We start from the raw sequence: 17,623 nt of genomic DNA on the forward strand, positions 1-17,623 counted from the left end.
GGGACAGCCGTCATTCCGGGATGCGCCGAAGGCGCCCCGGAATCTGGAGCCGAGGACTCATCTCCGGATTCCGGGTTGGGGGGGTGGGGCCCCCCCCGGAAGGCCAAGCGAATTTTTTGACCGCGCGGGGGGGGGGGTGGGCGCGGCGCCTGCGGCGCCGACGACACCGCTACAGGTCCGCCATAGGCACCGCGCTCGCGATCGGCGCGCGGACGGACCTTGATCTTGAAGCCTTCCGGCTTCATCGTCAGCGTTTCCTTCAGATGCATCTGGTAACGCTGGTGGTCGATCAGCTTGAAGCGCTGGAGGATCATGCCGAGTGCGAGCGCAGCCTCGTGCATGGCGAAGCCGCGGCCGATGCAGGCGCGCTGGCCGTTGCCGAACGGCTTCCAGGCATTGATCGGCCGTTTGGCCTCCGCTTCCCGGCTGAAATTCTCCGGATCGAACGCGTCCGGGTTCGGACCCCAGACCGAGGGATCACGATGCAGCGCGGTCACCAGGATGGTCGTGAACGTGCCTTTCCTGAGCTTATACTTGCCGCCGCCGATGGTCTCGTCGTTCAGCGGCGAGATGCCATAGGCCGGCGCCGGCGGCCATAGCCGCAGCGCCTCCTTCAAGATCTGCGTGATGTAGGTGAGCTGCGTGACCTGTTGATAGGTCGGACGCACGTCGACATTGGGACCGAGGACGCGATCGACCTCGTCATAGGCTTTCTTGAGAATGTCGGGGTGCTTGAGCAGCGCATAGAGCGTGCAGGACAACAGGCCGCTGGTGGTCTCGTGGCCGGCGATCAGGAACGTGTTGATCTGATAGCGGATGTTGACGTCGTCGAGCTGCTCGCCGGTCGAACGATCGACGCCCGTCATCATCGCTGCAAGCATATCCTTCTTGTCGTCGGCCGCCTCGCCTCCCTTGCGGCGCTCCGCAATGATCTCGTCGACCATCTTGTTCATGAAGTCGACGTCTTCAGCCATGGTCTTGCGCCGCTTCTGCATCCAGAGCTGCTCAAACGGCAGGCCGCGCGTCATCATGATGGTTTCAAGCGAGCGCACCAGCGACTCGACGAAAGGATGGTAGTCGCGCCGGTAGAACGAATTGAAGCGATAGTCGAAGCCGCATAGCCCGATCGTATCCAGCGTCAATGCCGTCATGTCGTGGACGACATCGATCTCGTCGTCGGCGTTGAGCCGTTCCCATTTGCCGACGAGCTGCTCGGCAATGTCGACCATGCTCGGGTGATAGGACTGCATGGCGCGGTTGCCGAAGGGCTGGAGCAGGATGTTGTGCGCCTTGCTCCAGTTCGGCTCCCTGGTATCGGCCGTGAACAGGCCGTCGCCGCCGACCGCGCGCACCCGCCGCAGCGCGCCGCGCACCGTCTTGTCGAAACGCTTCTCGTCCGACAGCTCGTCGACGAGATCGTGGCCTGAGACGACCACGATCGGCGAACCCATCATGTCGAGCCAGAAGATCGGCCCCAGCTCCTTGGCAAGCCGGGTCAAATGCTGCACCGGTGCGGCCGAATCCAGCGACAGCATGTTGCCGACCACCGGCTTGGTCGGCGGCTGCGGGATCGGATCTAGTCGATTCTTGGATGACATCGAAATGTAGTCCCCCTGCTTCAATGTCGTCATTGCGAGCGAAGCGAAGCAATCCAGAAATATGTCCGCGGAGGCAGCCTGGATTGCTTCGTCGCTTCGCTCCTCGCAATGACGAGTTCGCAATGATCAGCTAGCCAAACCGCCTTCTACGCCATTCGATCAGCTTCGCGCTGACCTCCTCCGGCTTCTCCTGCTGCGTCCAATGGCCGCTGTCCTTCACCAGATATTTCTCCAGGTCAGATACCAGCGTCTCCATGCCGTCGGCCGCCGACGGCGGCAGCACGGCATCGTTCTCGGCCATGATCATCAATGACGGCACGCGCACGTGATGGTCCAAGCCTTTCGCACGCTCCCAATTGCGGGTGAAGTTGCGATACCAGTTGATGCCGCCGGTGAAGCCGGTTTTCGTAAACGTATCGACGAACACCTTCTTCTCGTCGGCCGACAGGATCGGAATCCGGGGATCGTGCTTTGCATCATAGGCCGCGATCATCTGCGGGAACGCCAGATTGGTCTTTGACGAGGCGCCGACACCAGCGATCGGCGGCTCCTCCGGTTTCGCCGCCGGCCGCGCCAGCGGCTTGCGCATGAACGCGTCGAACGTCTGCTCGACGCGGCTCCCGAAGATCCTGTCCGGCTCACGCGCGGGATCTTGGAACTGGACGATATACATCTGATCGCCGAAGCGTTGGCGGAACAGCGCGATCGGATCGATCGGCGCGCGGTCCCAATGCGGCGTGTTGACGCCGACCACACCGGCGACGCGCGAAGGATGCCGCAGCGGCATCTGCCAGACGACGAATCCGCCCCAGTCGTGGCCGACGAAGATCGCTTTGTCGACCCCGAGATGATCGAGCAGACCGACGAGATCGCCGGTCAAATGCTCCATGTCGTAGTCCTCGACCGGTTCGGGCCGGTCGCTCGCGCCGTAGCCGCGCTGGTCCGGCGCGATCACGCGGATGCCGGCCTCGCTCAGCGCCTTGATCTGGTGGCGCCAGGAAAATGCGAGTTCAGGCCAGCCATGGCACAGCACGATCGGCGGCTTGTCATCGGCCGGGCCGGCCTCGTAGTAGCCCATGCGGATTCCGTTCGTCTGCGCGAACTTGAGCGGCGGCATTTCAATCATCGACACATTCCTACTCCGCCGCGCCCCTGATGTCGGCCGACGGCGGCGCATAGGCCGCCTCCAGCGCGGCGAATTCTTCCGGCAGCATGTCGCACATCACCTGTACGTGCGGAATGATGTTGGCGCCCACAATGAAGCCGAAATCGAGCTGGTCGCGATAGCTCTGCACGGTGATGTTGAGCGCCTGCCCGTGCGTCGAGATCGACACCGGGAAGATGTGCAACAGCTCCGCTCCCGCGGCGTAGAGCGTCTGCCGCGGCCCCGGCACGTTGGACACCGTGATGTTCGCAGCCGGCGGCAGCACATCCGACAAATCGGAGCGGCTGTAGAGCAGCGCCATGATCTGTACGACGATCGGCGCGCCCAGCATCGAGATGTTGGATATTTGCGGCATCAGTGCCCGCAGCGGATGCGACATCTCCTTGGACTTGGTCGATTGCGCGATAATGGCTTCCAGGCGTGCCTTGGGATCGTCGATGTTGGTTGCGATCGAACAGATCATGCCGAACACCTGGTTGTTGGCCTCGGTGTTGCCCTCCTCGCGCAGCGAGATCGGCACGGCGGCGGTCAGGGACTTCGCCGGCAGCATTCCGTGTTGCTGGAGGTAGCGCCGGACCACGCCAGAGGCGAGCGCCAGCACGACGTCGTTGAGCTTGCCGCCGGCCTGCTTGGCCAGCGCCTTGGATCGCGACAGCGATATCGAGACCCCGGCGAAGCTGCGCTCGGACGAGATCGATTTGTTGAGCATGGTCGGCGGCGACACCATGCTGGCGAGGCTCTCGCGCGATTTTGGATCGGATATCTTGCCGAGCACGTCCGAGACGCTCTTGACCATGGTCGGGATGTTGCCGGCAAAGCGCACCGCACTCTCGATCTGGTACATCGCATTGTCGAACAGGATCGAACCGATGTCGCTCTTGCCGGTGCGCGGCAGTTGCAGGTTCTTGGCGGCCGCCGATGCATCGAGCGGCTGGGTGAAGAGCTGCTGGTAGGAATCGACCAGGTTCGCAGCGATGTCGCGCGGCTCCTGCGCGGGCTTCGCTCCCGCGGTCGGCGGATCGACCTTCCGCGGGATCGGCGAGATATCGTAGATCATGTTGGTCAGCGCCGCACCGGCGCCGCCGTCGATGGCGGCATGATGCATCTTCGAATAAAGCCCGACCTCGTTGTCCTTCATGCCATCGAACACGTAGAACTCCCAAAGCGGGCGGGCTCGGTTCAAGAGCTTGGCGTGCATCCAGCCCACGATGCGTTCGAGCGTGGCGCGGTCGCGCGGCTGCGGCAGGCTGGCGCGAAAGATGTGACGGTCGATGTCGAACTGATCGTCCTCGACCCAGGAGGGATGATCGATGTCGAGCGGCGCCTTCTCCAGCCGCGCCTTGAGGATCGGCGCGATGTGCAGGCGCGAGACGATCATCGCCTTGAAATCTTCGAAGAAGTCGCCCTTGTAGTCGTCCGGCAGGCGAAAGATCGCCATGCTCCCGACATGCATCGGCATTTCCGGCGTTTCCAGATAGAGAAACGACGCGTCCAGCGACGACAGCTTTTTACCGTCAGCCATAGTTCCCTCCCGAGTATTTGACGGGCGCCTTAGGCGGCGCTTCTCGTCAGGCCGATACTGCCTGTTCCGGCGGGGCATATGCAATGGCAAACGGCCCTGCCCGGTCAAATGGCCAGAACTCTCCCTCCGGTTGCGCAAGGCGGTCCGCCACGGCCCACAGCGCTGCGGGATTCACCCCAAGCCCGATATGGCTCGCCAGGTGCACCTCGATGTTCTCGGCACGGTCGGAGGGACGCAGCAGGCAAGTCCGCCAGTTCACGATGCCGTCCGCGCGCGAATAGATCGACGTCGCCGGCACCGGAAGATCGCCGGCGATCGCCGCGCGCAGTTCAACGAAATCCTCGACACGCTCGCCGGACATCATCTCGTAGAGCCGCGTCGCATTGGTCGCCCGCACGTCATTGGCAAAAGGGCTGCCGAGCGTGATGACGTTGCGGACCATGTCGGGTGCCTGGAGCGCGAGATCGCGCGCATAGACGCCGCCGAGACTCCATCCAACCAGGCTGACCTTGCGTCCGCTCGCAGCATGGATTTCGGCGAGACGGGCGCGCAACGAATCCCGCATCCGTCCGAACCCGCCGAAATTACGGCCCATCCGCCAGGCATGAGCCTCGTAGCCGAGCTCGCTGAGATAGCGCCGCATCGGCGCCATCGAGAGGTCGCTGGCGAGAAAGCCAGGCAGCGCCAGCACCGGATGGCCATCGCCTTTGGGCGCCCGCATCAGGACCGGCGACAGCAGCATGCTGGCGTTGAGTTCGAGCAACCCACGGGATTCGGCAAGCAGCAAAGCAAGGCCGGGCGGACGAAGCCGGCCTGGGGTCTGCGGCCCGTCCGGACCGGGCGGCATTATTTCTTCTTGTCGCCGCTGCGGGTGCCGCCGAGACCGGCCATGGTGACGAACATGTCCTGAAACCGCTCGGCGAGCTTTGGATCGAAGGTGAACCAGCTCTGGATCAGCGACTCCGGCGAGACCTTGTCGATGTTGCTCAGAACCTGCTGCTGCAGCTTGTCCATCACCGCCGTCTGCATCGGTGCCAGATCCGGCAATCCGATGAACTGACGGGCTTCGAGGGGGGTGCAGTCGATTTCGATATTAACTTTCATGTCCCCTCCAGATGAGATTCGAGCGGCCTGCCGCAGTATCGCCGCGAGACGGTGTGCAACGCAAGCGACCTGAGGCCGGCGGCAACCTCCGGCTTCCTCGATCGGCGGATATGGTCAATCAAAATTGCCCGCCCGCGCCCATCAACCCCTCAATGCCGGTCACCATTGCTGCACAGCGGTGCAACTTGGCGCGTTCCTTGCTGGAATGGCGCTTGCACGGGTCGAGAAGTCTGGGCAACATGGATTGGGACGCCCGCCGAACAATCAAAAATCACGGCGCGGCAGAGTTGAGAGGGTCAAGAATGTCAGTCGGTCGAACTCTGTTTGCGGCGACGCTCGCCGGTATGCTTGCGTTGACGATGTCGCCGGCGTCGAGCCAGACGCTGCGCTATGCCAACCAGGGCGACCTGAAGTCGCTTGATCCCTACTCCCTGAACGAGTCCACCACCCACGCCCATCTCGGTCACGTCTATCAGGGCCTCACCGCGCGCGACAAGGATCTCAAGATCATTCCGGCGCTGGCGGAGAGCTGGGAAACCCCGGAGCCGACCCGGTGGCGCTTCCATTTGCGCAAGGGCGTAAAATTCCACAACGGCGACCCCTTCACCGCCGACGACGTGCTGTTCTCCGCCGATCGCGTTCGAAACAAAAACTCGAACATGCAGACCCGCTTGGCGCCCAACGTCAAGGTCGTCAAGGTCGACGACTACACGGTCGATTTCGTGCTGCCTTCGCCCAATCCCATCCTGCATTCGGCATGGGACGTCTGGTACATCATGGACAAGAAGTGGGCTGAGGAGAACAAGGCGGTCGAACCGACCCCGGTGTCCGCGACCTCGCCGAGCTACGCCTCACTGCACGAGAACGGTACCGGTCCCTTCATCATCGAGAGCCATCAGCCCGGCGTGAAGACCGTGTTCAAGGCCAACCCCAATTATTGGGGCAAGATGGAAGGCAACCTGAAGGAGATCATCTTCACCCCGATCGCCTCCGACGCAACCCGAGTCGCTGCGCTGCTTTCGGGCGAGGTCGATGTCATCGAGCCGGTGCCGATCCAGGACATTTCCCGCGTCGATGCGAGCCCGAATGCCCAGGTGCTGAAGGCGCCGGAGCTTCGCACCATCTTCATCGGATTCGACACGGTTCGCGACGAGTTGCTCTATTCCAACATCAAGGGCAAGAACCCGTTCAAGGACGTCAAGGTGCGGGAGGCGTTCTACAAGGCGATCGATATCGAGCTGATCAAGACGCGCGTGATGCGGGGACTGTCGACACCGTCGGCACTGATGATCGCGCCGGAGCTGTTCGCACTGTCCAAGGAGTTCACGCGTCCCAAATTCGATCCTGACGGCGCCAAGAAGCTCCTGACCGAGGCCGGCTACCCCGACGGCTTCGAGGTCACCATGGATTGCCCGAACGACCGCTACGTCAATGACGCCGCGATTTGCCAGGCTGTGGTCGGCATGCTTGCGCGCATCGGCGTCAAGATCAACCTCCTGGCACAACCCAAGGCGCAGTACTTCGCCAAGGTTCTGAAGCAGGGTGGCTACCAGACCTCTTTCTTTATGCTGGGCTGGACGCCGAGCACGATGGACTCCCACAATGTGCTGAACGACATCATGGGGTGCCGTGACGACGCGAAATCCTCGCGGGGCGAAGCCAATCTTGGCGGCTATTGCAACAAGGAATTCGACGCCATCACCGACAAGGTGCTGGTCGAAACCGACACCGCCAAACGCAATCAGCTGATCAAGCAGGCGTATGAGATCAGCATCAAGGACTGGGCCTATATTCCGCTGCACCAGCAGGCGCTGGCCTGGGGCGTATCGAAAAAGGTCAACCTGCCGCAGCGCGCCGACAATCTGGTCATGTTCCACTGGGCGACCAAGAAGGAATAGCGTCAGTCGAATACGAGGTCCCGGCAGCGTCAGGCTTCCGGGACCTTTCCTTTTCCGGCTGACAAAGACGTCGGCCGGACGCACACTCAAGGAAAGTGGAAGGCATGCTCGCTTTCACTCTTCGCCGGGCCGTTCAGGCCATCGGCGTCATGTTCGCCGTCGGCATCATCGCGTTCTCGATGTTCCGCTTCGCCGGCGACCCCATCAATCAGATCGTCTCGCTCGATACGCCGGCGGCCGAACGCGCAGCCGTGCGCAAGTCGCTGGGCCTCGATGATCCCGTGCCGGTGCAGTTCGTGCGCTATTTCGCCGATGCAGCGCAATTCAAGTTCGGCGTCTCCTATCAGTTCCGGCAGCCGGTCTCGACGCTGTTGATGGAGCGTATGCCTGCGACGCTGGAACTCGCGATCTGCGCGACCGTCTTTGCAATGGTGTCGGGCATCCTGATGGGCGTCTATTCGGCGCTCAGGCGCGACACCCTGCTCGCCAAATTATTCCAGGCGGTTTCGCTGATCGGCATCTCGCTGCCGACTTTCCTGATCGGCATCCTTCTGATCTATCTGTTCGCGGTGACGTTGGGCTGGTTGCCGTCGTTCGGCCGCGGCGAGGTCGTCAAGCTCGGCTGGTGGACCACGGGCCTGCTCACATTGTCGGGCCTGAAGGCGCTGATCATGCCCTCGATCACGCTCGGGCTGTTCCAGATGACGCTGATCATGCGGCTGGTGCGCGCGGAGATGCTGGAAGTGCTTCGGACCGATTATATCCGCTTTGCCCGCGCCCGCGGGCTGACGACCCGTGCCATCCACTTCGGGCACGCGCTGAAGAACACGCTGATTCCCGTGATCACGGTGGCGGGCCTGCAGTTTGGCTCGGTTATTGCATTTTCGATCATCACCGAAACTGTGTTCCAATGGCCCGGCATGGGACTTCTGTTCGTGCAGGCCGTGCAAAACGTCGATATCCCGATTATGGCCGCCTACCTGCTGATGGTCTCGCTGATTTTCGTCACCATCAATCTGGTGGTGGACATTCTCTACACCGTCGTCGATCCGCGCCTGCGCGCGACCGTCGGCCGCGCCACATAAGGCAGCCTGCATGTCCGAAGTGGTCGCCTCCAATCCCGACAAGCCGAGCACGCTGCCGACGCATGCCGCCCGTAGCTGGTTCAGCCGCGCACTCGACAGCGACATCTTGTATTCGTTTCGCCGATCCAAGCTGACCATGGTGGCGGCAGCCATTACCGTGCTGTTCTTCCTGCTCGCGATCTTTGCCTCCGCGCTCGCGGTCCAGGACCCGTTCGATCCGGCTCAGCTCCAACTGATGAATTCCCGGATTTCACCGCTCTGGACCGCCGAGGGGCAGAGCCCGTTCCTGCTCGGCACCGACGAGCAGGGCCGCGACGTGTTCTCCGCCATTCTCTACGGGTTGCGGATCTCGCTCGCGGTCGGTGTGGCCGGCGTGATCTTCGCCGGCGCGCTCGGCATCGCGCTTGGCCTGATCGCCGGCTATTTCGGCGGCGCGGTGGACGGCGTGATCATGCGGATCGCCGACGTGCAACTCACTTTCCCCGCCATCTTGATCGCGCTGCTGGTCAACGGCATCGCGAAATCCATCCTCGGCAACCGGCTGGATGCAACCAGCATGCTGGTCGTGCTGGTGATCTCGATCGGCCTGAGTTTCTGGGTGGGGTATGCGCGGACGGTACGCGGCTCCGTGATGGTCGAGAAGAACAAGGATTACGTGGCTGCCGCGCAACTGATCGGCCTTCCCGCCCCAAAGATCATGTTCCGCCATGTGCTGCCAAACACGATGGGCCCGATCCTGGTCATCGCCACGATCAACCTCGCGCTCGCCATCATCACCGAGGCGACGCTGTCCTTCCTCGGCGTCGGCCTGCCCGACACAATGCCCTCGCTCGGCACGTTGATCCGCATCGGCAACAACTACCTGTTCGCGGGCGAATGGTGGATCGTGGCCTTCCCTGGTATCGCGCTCGCCAGTTTGATCCTGTCGATCAACCTGCTCGGCGACTGGCTGCGCGACGCGCTCAACCCGAAGCTCCGATGAGCAGAACTTCGATGACCAAAATTTCGACGAGAGCGTCTCGCTCATGACCGACCCCATTCTCTCCGTGCGTAATCTTCATGTCGAATTCGCCTCCCGTCGCGGCACGCTGCGCGCTATCGACGGCGTCTCCTTCGACATCGCCAAGGGCGAGGTCCTCGGGGTGGTCGGCGAATCCGGCGCCGGCAAGTCGGTCACGGGTCTGGCCGTGATCGGCCTGATCGATCCGCCCGGCCGCATCGCCGGCGGCGAGATTCGTCTTGCGGGCCTTCGCATCGACAATTTACCGCCGGAGGAGATGCGTCGTATCCGGGGAAAACGGATCGGCATGATCTTCCAGGATCCGCTCACCTCGCTCAATCCGCTCTATCGCGTCGGCGACCAGCTCATCGAGACGATCAGAACCCATCTGAACCTGTCCGAGACCGCCGCCCGTCGCCGCGCCATCGACCTGCTCGCCGAGGTCGGCATTCCCGCGCCCGAAAAGCGCATCGACGGCTATCCCCACGAATTCTCCGGCGGCATGCGCCAGCGCGTGGTGATTGCGCTCGCGATTTGCGCCGAGCCGGAGCTGATCATCGCGGACGAGCCCACCACTGCGCTCGACGTCTCCGTACAGGCGCAAATCATCTCGCTCATCAAGCGACTCGGACGCGACCACGGCACCGCCGTGATGCTGGTGACGCACGACATGGGCGTCATCGCGGAGGCATCCGACCGTGTGGCGGTGATGTATGCCGGCCGCGTCGCCGAGATCGGTCCGGTGCAGGACGTCGTCAGGAACCCGCTGCACCCTTATGCCAAGGGCCTGATGGGCGCGATCCCGACCCTTGCCGGCGACGACAAGCGTCTCGTGCAGATCCCCGGCTCCATGCCGCGCCTGTCGGCGATCCCGCGTGGCTGTTCGTTCAATCCGCGCTGCGCATTCGCCTTCGACCGATGCCGCGTGGAGAGACCGGAGCCGCTGCCGCGCGGCACGCAATCCGTCGCCTGCCACCTCTATGACAGCGTGCCGGCGGAGAGCGCGGCATGAGCACTTCCTTCGTCCAGGCCACAAATCTGCGGCGCGTCTTCGACGTCTCGAAACCCTGGCTCAACCGCGTCCTCGAGGGCGGCCATCTCGAATACCTCAAAGCTGTCGACGGCGTCACCTTCGACATCAGGAAGGGCGAGACTTTCGCGCTGGTCGGCGAGTCCGGCTCGGGCAAGACCACGGTGGCGCGGATGGTCGTTGGCCTGCTGCCGCCGAGCTCCGGCGACGTGCTGATCGACGGCGTCTCGATGACCGACCCACGGCAGGCACCGGCACGCCGAAAGCTCCGCCGCCGCATCCAGATGATCTTTCAGGATCCCTATGCGAGCCTGAACCCACGCTTCCGGGTCGACGCCATCATCTCCGAGCCGATCCGTGCTTTCGACCTGATCGAGGGCGAGCGCGACATCCAGGCGCGCGTCGGAGAGCTTCTCACCCTGGTCGGCCTGCATCCTGACGACAGGTTGAAATTTCCGCATGAATTCTCGGGCGGCCAGCGTCAGCGCATCGCGATCGCTCGCGCGCTCGCCTCCGACGCAGAGTTCATTGTCTGCGACGAGCCAACTTCCGCGCTCGACGTCTCCGTGCAGGCGCAGATCCTGAATCTGATGCGCGACCTCCAGGACAAGTTCGGCCTGACCTACATGTTCATCAGCCACAACCTTGCCGTGGTCCGCCACATGGCGAGCCGCGTCGGCGTGATGTATCTCGGCCGCATCGTCGAGATCGCGGAAGGACGCGAGCTGTTTGCCCGGCCGCGCATGCCCTACACCAAGATGCTGCTCGGCGCCGTGCCCGATCTCGCCATGAGCGGCCGCCAGCGCATTCCGGTCAAGGGCGAGATCCCGAACCCGATCAATCCGCCGCCCGGGTGCGCCTTCAATCCGCGCTGCCCGCTGGCGTTCGATCTCTGCCGCAAGGAAGCACCTGAATTGATCGACGGCGTCGCCTGCCACGCCGTCAACACCGCGCCGGTACCGGCGTGACGCGCGCGTGCCATGCAGCCTGCGCATTTGGCGGCGGCCTGGCCCTGTGATCAATTGCGCGCGCCGCAAATGAGGTAGTCCATGGCCAGCATCGTCAATCCCGATCCCTTCACGACACGCCCCGAGATCGAGGGCACCTTCGGGGTCGTCGCGACCACGCACTGGATCGCGACCGCTATCGGCATGGCTATCCTGGAAAAGGGCGGCAACGCCTTTGACGCCGGCGTCGCCACCGCTTTCACGCTCCAGGTGGTCGAGCCGCATCTGAACGGCCCCGGCGGCGACGTTCCGATCATCGTGCACGACGTGAAGCGCGGCCGCACCGAGGTGATCTGCGGCCAAGGTCCCGCCCCGGCCCGCGCCACCATCGCGCATTACAAGAACGAAGGCCTCGACATGGTGCCTGGCACCGGCCTGCTCGCGGCCTGCGTCCCCGGCACCTTCGAGTCCTGGATGATGCTGCTGCGTGACTACGGCACGATGCGCGTGCGCGACGTGCTGGAGCCCGCGATCTCCTATGCGCGCGACGGCTATCCGCTGGTCGAGCGCGCCTGCGCCACGATCCAAACCGTCGAGCAATTATTCCGCAAGCACTGGCCGACGTCAGCCGCCGTCTATCTCCCGAACGGCGAAGTGCCAAAACCCGGCACGCTCTTCACCAACAAGACACTTGCAGCGACCTACGCACGAATCCTGGGCGAGGCCGAAAGCGGCGGCGGCGGTCGCGACGCCGAGATCGAGCGCGCACGCAAGGCCTGGTCGCAGGGCTTCGTTGCGGAAGCCATCGACAAATTCTGCCGGACGCAGGAGGTGATGGACGTCAGCGGTTCGCCGCATCGCGGTGTGCTGTCGGCCGATGACATGGCGCGCTGGCAGCCGACGGTCGAGGCCCCGCTCACCTACGATTATGGCCGCTACACTGTCTGCAAGGCAGGGGTCTGGAGCCAGGGACCGGTGACGCTGCAGCAGCTCGCGCTACTGAAGGGCTTTGCGCTCGACGGGCTCGACCCGACGGGGCCGGAATTCATCCATCTCCAGATCGAATGCGCCAAGCTCGCCTTCGCCGACCGAGAAAAATTCTACGGCGACCCGAAGTTCAGCGAGATCCCGATCGCAACGCTGCTGTCAGATGCTTACAACGACGAACGTCGTAAGTTGGTGACCGAGAAAGCTTCGCTCGATCTCCGGCCTGGCGCGGTCGAGGGCTTCGGCGGCGTCGTCAAGTTGCGCCGCGCCGAAGGCCAACGCGAGGCCGTCGGCGCGCTCGGCGCCGGCGAACCAACCGTGGGGCGCTTCGGCGAGGTGCGCGGCGACACCGTGCATTTCGACATTATCGACAAGGCCGGCAACATGGTGTCGTCGACGCCGTCGGGAGGCTGGCTGCAATCCTCACCTGTCATTCCCGAGCTGGGCTTCTGCCTCGGCAGCCGCGCACAAATGTTCGATTTGGAGGAGAATCAACCGAGCTCGCTCGCGCCGGGCAAGCGGCCGCGCACCACGCTGTCCCCAACCATGGCATTGCGCGACGGCGAGCCTTATCTCGCCTGGGGCTCGCCCGGCGGCGACCAGCAGGATCAATGGATCACGCAGTTCTTCCTGCGGCACGTCCATTGCAACCTCAATCTCCAGGAGGCGATCGACGCCCCGGCCTGGCACTCGGAGCATTTCCCGATCTCGTTCTGGCCCCGCACCGCTCGCCCCGGCGTGCTCGTGGTCGAGAACCGTGTGCCGAAGGCGACGATCGCAAATCTTCGCGAACGTGGACATATCGTCGAGGTCGGACCGGACTGGTCGGAGGGCCGCCTGACCGCGGCCTCGCGCGTCGGACCGCGCCGCCGCGCCGCCGCCAATCCGCGCGGCATGCAGGGCTACGCCGCAGGGCGGTAAGGCAACACATGACCTGGTCGATCATCGCGCGCGATTCCGCTACCGGCCAGTTCGGCATCGCTGTTGCCACGCGCTTCTTCGCCGTCGGCGCGCGTGTCCCCTACATTGCGGCGGGCCTTGGTGCTATTGCGACGCAGGCCTTCGTCAACCCCTATTACGGCATCGACGGCCTCAAGCTGCTGCGTGAAGGTCTCAACGCGCATGACGTGCTGTCCGCCCTGATCGCGACCGACGATGGCCGCGAGAGCCGCCAGATCCACATCATGGACGCCAGCGGCGCGATTGCCGCGCATACCGGGCGCGACTGCGTCGATTGGTGCGGGCACATTGCGGGCAGCGGCTTCTCGATCGCCGGCAACATGCTCGCGGGCGCCGATGTGCTCGACGAGACCGCAAAAACCTATATCGCCAATGACAGCCTGCCCTTCCCGCACCGCCTGCTCGCCGCGATGCGCGCGGGCGAAGCCGCTGGCGGCGACAAGCGCGGCAAGCAGTCCGCCGCGCTCCTGATCCACGGCGAGGAGGAATGGCCGGCGCTGGACATCCGCGCCGACGATCATCCCGATCCGCTCGGCGAGCTCGAGCGGCTCGAACGCGTCAGTCACGAGCTCTGGGTCCACTTCCGTGCCTCCATGCCGACGCGGCAGAACCCGGCCGGCAACACCGATCGCAGCGTCATCGACGCCAGCATTGCCGCAGCGCGCGCAAAACGATCATGAACCCGAGCCCCCTCATCGAGATCAGGGATCTGCGCATTCGCTTTCACGGCGACGACGGCCGCATCACGCACGCGGTCGACGGCGTCGATCTCAGCGTCGCCAATGGCGCAACGCTCGGCCTCGTCGGCGAATCCGGCTGCGGCAAGAGCGTGACGTCGCTGGCGATCATGGGCCTGCTGCCGAAGCAGAGCGCGGAAATCTCCGGCGCGATCCGCTTCGACGGTTTCGACCTGCTCAAGACGTCGGACCAGACGCTGCGCGACCTCCGCGGCAACCGGCTCGCGATGATCTTTCAGGAGCCGATGACCTCGCTCAATCCGAGCTTCACGATCGGCGATCAGATCGTTGAGACGATTCTGCGCCACCGCGGCGGCTCGCGCAGGAGTGCGCGCGAGCGGGCGATCGATCTGCTGCGTCGCGTCCACATCCCCTCGCCCGAGCGCCGGATCGACGAATATCCGCACAAGCTCTCCGGCGGCATGCGCCAGCGCGTCATGATCGCGATGGCGCTCGCCTGCGACCCGCGGCTGCTGATCGCGGACGAGCCGACCACCGCGCTCGATGTCACCCTGCAGGCGCAGATCCTGGAGCTCATGCGCGAGTTGAAGGCGGCGAGCGGCGCGGCCATCATCCTGATCACCCACGATCTCGGCGTCGTCGCCGAAGTCTGCGACGAGGTCGCGGTGATGTATGCCGGCGAGATCGTCGAGCGCGCGGCAGTGGACGAGCTGTTCTCGGCGCCGCAGCATCCCTACACCGTCGGCCTGCTCGGCTCGATCCCGCGGCTCGACCATCGCGCCGAACAGCTTGCCACGATCGAGGGCATGGTCCCGAACATGGCGCAGCCGCCCGCGGGATGCCGTTTCGCCGCGCGCTGTCCGTTTGTGCTGGAGGCCTGCACCAAGGCGCCGCCGCCGCTGGTCGAAGTCAGTCCCGGCCACCTCTCGCGCTGCATCCGCGCGCCGCTCGAACGTCTGGTGTCGTGATGGCGCTGCTCGAGGTCCATGGCCTGGTCAAGCATTTCGTCGCCGAGCGTTCGCTGTTCGGCCGGGCGCTGGCGCATGTCAAAGCCGTTGATGGCGTTTCCTTCTCGCTCGATGCCGGCAAGACGCTGGCGCTGGTCGGCGAATCCGGTTGCGGCAAATCCACCGTCAGCCGCCTGGTGCTGCGGCTGATCGAGCCGGATGCAGGCACGATCCGTTTCGAAGGCCGCGATCTGCTCGCCTTCGACGCCGGCGCGCTGCGCGCCTTTCGCCGCGAGGCCCAGATCATCTTTCAGGATCCCTACGCCTCGCTCAATCCGCGCATGACCGTCGGCCAGATCCTGACCGAGCCGCTGGCGCTGCACAATCTGGTGCCGCCCGCCCGACGGCGCGAACGCGTCGAGGAGATTCTGCGGCTGGTCGGGCTGGAGCCGCGGCTGGCGCGGCGTTACCCGCACGAGTTCTCCGGCGGCCAGCGTCAGCGCATCGCCATCGCCCGCGCCCTCGCGGTCGAGCCGAAACTGATCATCTGCGATGAGCCGGTCTCGGCGCTCGACGTCTCGATCCGCTCGCAGATCCTCAATCTGCTGCGCGAGCTCCAGCACCGGCTTGGGCTGGCCTACATTTTCGTCTCGCACGACCTCGCGGTGGTCAAGCACATCGCCGACCACGTGGCGGTGATGAATCTCGGCCAGATCGTCGAAACGGCGGCCGCGGACGCACTGTTCGCCGCGCCCCGCCATCCCTATAGCCGGGCGCTGTTGTCGGCGATCCCCGTGCCTAAACCGCGGGCAAAGCGCAGCCGGATTGTGCTGCAGGGAGAGATTCCCAGCGCGCTCAATCCGCCGCCGGGATGCCGCTTCCACACCCGCTGCCCCTACGTCGTCGACCGTTGCCGCAGCGAAATGCCTCAGCTCGTGCGGGATGGCATCGGACATGCAACGGCATGCCACCGAACGTCGGAACTGCCGTCGTCCGAGGCAATCGTCCCGACGGACGGCGGCTTCTCCCCGGTTCTCGAAAAATTGGTCGCCGCCTTCAGCGGCGGCCCGGAAGCAGTCCGCGGCAGCGGGGTTAGTTCATTGGGAACGAACCCGGCATAGCCGTAAAACAGAGGTTGAGAGCGATGAGTCCTATGCGTTTGGCACTCCTGGCGTCGGCATTGCTGACGTCGCTCATAGGCGCGGCCCAAGCCCAGGCCCAGGCCCAGACCACGCTTCGCATCGGCATCGCCGAGGATCCTGACATCCTCGATCCCAGCATCGGCCGCACCTATGTCGGCCGCATCGTGTTCTCCGCCTTCTGCGACAAGCTGTTCGACATCGACGAGAAGCTCAACATCGTGCCGCAGCTCGCGCTGTCTCGTGAGACCTCGGCCGACGGCAAGGAGATGACGGTCAAGCTGCGGCCCAACGTGAAATTCCACGATGGCGAGCCGCTCGACGCGGAAGCGGCAAAGTTCTCGATCGAGCGTCACATGACGCTGCCGGGTTCGTTCCGCAAGTCCGAGCTTGCCAGCGTCGACCACGTCGAGGTCGTCGATCCCCTGACCATCAAGCTGGTACTCAAGACGCCTTACTCCCCGCTGATCGCCCAGCTGACCGACCGCTCCGGCATGATGGTGTCGCCGAAGGCCGCCAAGGAGGCCGGCGACAAGTTCGGCCTGCATCCGGTCTGCGCCGGTCCCTACAAATTCGTCGAGCGCGTGCAGCAGGACCGCATGGTGTTCGAGAGATTCGCCGACTACTGGAACAAGGACAACATCCATATCGACCGCGTCGTGTTCCTGCCGATCGTGGACGCCACGGTGCGCCTTGCCAACCTGAAGTCCGGCGGGCTCGATCTGATCGAGCGCGTGCTCGCCACCGACATCAAGGACGTGCGCGCGGATTCGCGGCTCGTGCTGTCGACGGCACCGGAGCTCGGCTATCTCGGCCTCACGGTCAATATTGGCAACGACAAGAGCAAGGGGCCGCTGAGCCAATCGGCGAAGGTCCGCCAGGCGCTCGATCTGTCGATCGATCGCGAGGCCCTCAACCAGGTCGTCTTCAACGGCGAGTTCACCCCGGGCAATCAATGGGTCAGCCCCACCCATCCCTACTACCAGAAAGCGTTTCCGGTTCGTGGCCGCGACATCGCGAAGGCCAAGGCGCTTCTGAAGGAAGCCGGCGTCACTTCGCCAGTGACAGTCGACTACATGATTCCCAAAGGCGCGGAGAATGAAGCCGTTGCCCAAGTCGTCCAGTCGATGGCCGCGGAAGCGGGCTTCGACATCAAGATCCGCGCGGTCGAATTCGCGACCACCTTCAAGCAGGCCCAGGCCGGCGAGTTCCAGATCTTCCAGATCAACTGGAGCGGTCGCATCGATCCGGACGGCAACTCCTACATCTTCATGCGCAGCAAAGCACCGCAGAACGATGGCGTCTATTCGAATCCGGAGACCGATAAGCTGCTGGAAGAAGGAAGGCTGACCGCCAATGTCGCGGAGCGCAAAGCGATCTACGAAAAGATGGCCAAGATCCTGCTCGACGATTTGCCGATCATCTACATCTACCACCGCACGCTTCTGATTGCGCACACGACCAAGCTCCAGGGTTATAGGCAGATGCCCGACGGGCTGGTGCGCGTGGTCGGGCTGAAGTTCAAGTGAGCACGGCGTCGCCT

General features: G+C 64.0%; 15 protein-coding genes. 10 read left to right on the forward strand and 5 right to left on the reverse strand.

Features of this window, described 5'->3' with window-relative positions:
• The 5 genes from AC0L3P_RS09300 to AC0L3P_RS09320 form a co-directional block, all read right to left on the reverse strand.
• On the reverse strand, positions 1–1,598 hold a 1,598-nt coding region (locus AC0L3P_RS09300), incomplete at its 3' end, for a cytochrome P450 (RefSeq protein ID WP_473301677.1).
• A gap of 130 nt (positions 1,599–1,728) precedes the next feature.
• Positions 1,729–2,724: an alpha/beta fold hydrolase gene (locus AC0L3P_RS09305; protein ID WP_473301790.1), complete on the reverse strand. Its 996-nt coding sequence runs from the start codon at positions 2,722–2,724 to the stop codon at positions 1,729–1,731.
• A 10-nt stretch (positions 2,725–2,734) separates the two neighbouring features.
• Positions 2,735–4,285 carry a wax ester/triacylglycerol synthase family O-acyltransferase gene (locus AC0L3P_RS09310; protein ID WP_473301678.1) on the reverse strand — a complete coding sequence of 517 codons (1,551 nt, stop codon included), beginning with the start codon at positions 4,283–4,285 and terminating at the stop codon, positions 2,735–2,737.
• A 46-nt stretch (positions 4,286–4,331) separates the two neighbouring features.
• Entirely contained in the window at positions 4,332–5,132 is an 801-nt protein-coding gene (locus tag AC0L3P_RS09315) for an esterase/lipase family protein (protein WP_473301679.1), read from the reverse strand.
• Entirely contained in the window at positions 5,132–5,389 is a 258-nt protein-coding gene (locus tag AC0L3P_RS09320) for a DUF6489 family protein (RefSeq protein WP_007593837.1), read from the reverse strand. The genes AC0L3P_RS09315 and AC0L3P_RS09320 overlap by 1 nt, the downstream gene beginning before the upstream one ends.
• 302 nt (positions 5,390–5,691) lie before the next feature.
• Between AC0L3P_RS09320 and AC0L3P_RS09325 the strand changes: the two genes are divergently transcribed.
• The 10 genes from AC0L3P_RS09325 to AC0L3P_RS09370 all read left to right on the forward strand — a co-directional run bounded on the left by AC0L3P_RS09325 (position 5,692) and on the right by AC0L3P_RS09370 (position 17,609).
• Positions 5,692–7,287: an ABC transporter substrate-binding protein gene (locus AC0L3P_RS09325; RefSeq protein ID WP_275170496.1), complete on the forward strand. Its 1,596-nt coding sequence runs from the start codon at positions 5,692–5,694 to the stop codon at positions 7,285–7,287.
• Positions 7,288–7,391: 104 nt separating this feature from the next.
• Complete coding sequence (locus tag AC0L3P_RS09330; protein WP_007607877.1) at positions 7,392–8,372, forward strand: ABC transporter permease; 981 nt, start codon at positions 7,392–7,394, stop codon at positions 8,370–8,372.
• Between the two features lie 10 nt (positions 8,373–8,382).
• Positions 8,383–9,354 carry an ABC transporter permease gene (locus tag AC0L3P_RS09335; RefSeq protein ID WP_354207123.1) on the forward strand — a complete coding sequence of 324 codons (972 nt, stop codon included), beginning with the start codon at positions 8,383–8,385 and terminating at the stop codon, positions 9,352–9,354.
• Positions 9,355–9,397: 43 nt separating this feature from the next.
• Positions 9,398–10,384: an ABC transporter ATP-binding protein gene (locus tag AC0L3P_RS09340; protein ID WP_354056515.1), complete on the forward strand. Its 987-nt coding sequence runs from the start codon at positions 9,398–9,400 to the stop codon at positions 10,382–10,384.
• Positions 10,381–11,370 (forward strand): ABC transporter ATP-binding protein, encoded by a 990-nt coding sequence (locus AC0L3P_RS09345; RefSeq protein WP_354056517.1) that lies wholly within the window; start codon positions 10,381–10,383, stop codon positions 11,368–11,370. Before AC0L3P_RS09340 ends, AC0L3P_RS09345 begins: the two co-directional genes overlap by 4 nt.
• 81 nt (positions 11,371–11,451) lie before the next feature.
• Positions 11,452–13,257 (forward strand): gamma-glutamyltransferase family protein, encoded by a 1,806-nt coding sequence (locus AC0L3P_RS09350; protein ID WP_473301680.1) that lies wholly within the window; start codon positions 11,452–11,454, stop codon positions 13,255–13,257.
• An 8-nt stretch (positions 13,258–13,265) separates the two neighbouring features.
• A complete protein-coding gene (locus tag AC0L3P_RS09355; RefSeq protein ID WP_473301681.1) occupies positions 13,266–13,976 on the forward strand; it encodes a DUF1028 domain-containing protein in 711 nt (236 codons plus the stop codon).
• Positions 13,973–14,962: an ABC transporter ATP-binding protein gene (locus AC0L3P_RS09360; protein WP_473301682.1), complete on the forward strand. Its 990-nt coding sequence runs from the start codon at positions 13,973–13,975 to the stop codon at positions 14,960–14,962. The genes AC0L3P_RS09355 and AC0L3P_RS09360 overlap by 4 nt, the downstream gene beginning before the upstream one ends.
• Entirely contained in the window at positions 14,962–16,062 is a 1,101-nt protein-coding gene (locus AC0L3P_RS09365; protein WP_473301683.1) for an ABC transporter ATP-binding protein, read from the forward strand. The genes AC0L3P_RS09360 and AC0L3P_RS09365 overlap by 1 nt, the downstream gene beginning before the upstream one ends.
• Before the next feature lie 23 nt (positions 16,063–16,085).
• Positions 16,086–17,609: an ABC transporter substrate-binding protein gene (locus AC0L3P_RS09370; protein WP_473301684.1), complete on the forward strand. Its 1,524-nt coding sequence runs from the start codon at positions 16,086–16,088 to the stop codon at positions 17,607–17,609.
• Positions 17,610–17,623 lie beyond the last annotated feature (14 nt).

The organism is Bradyrhizobium sp. WSM4874 (assembly GCF_055811835.1).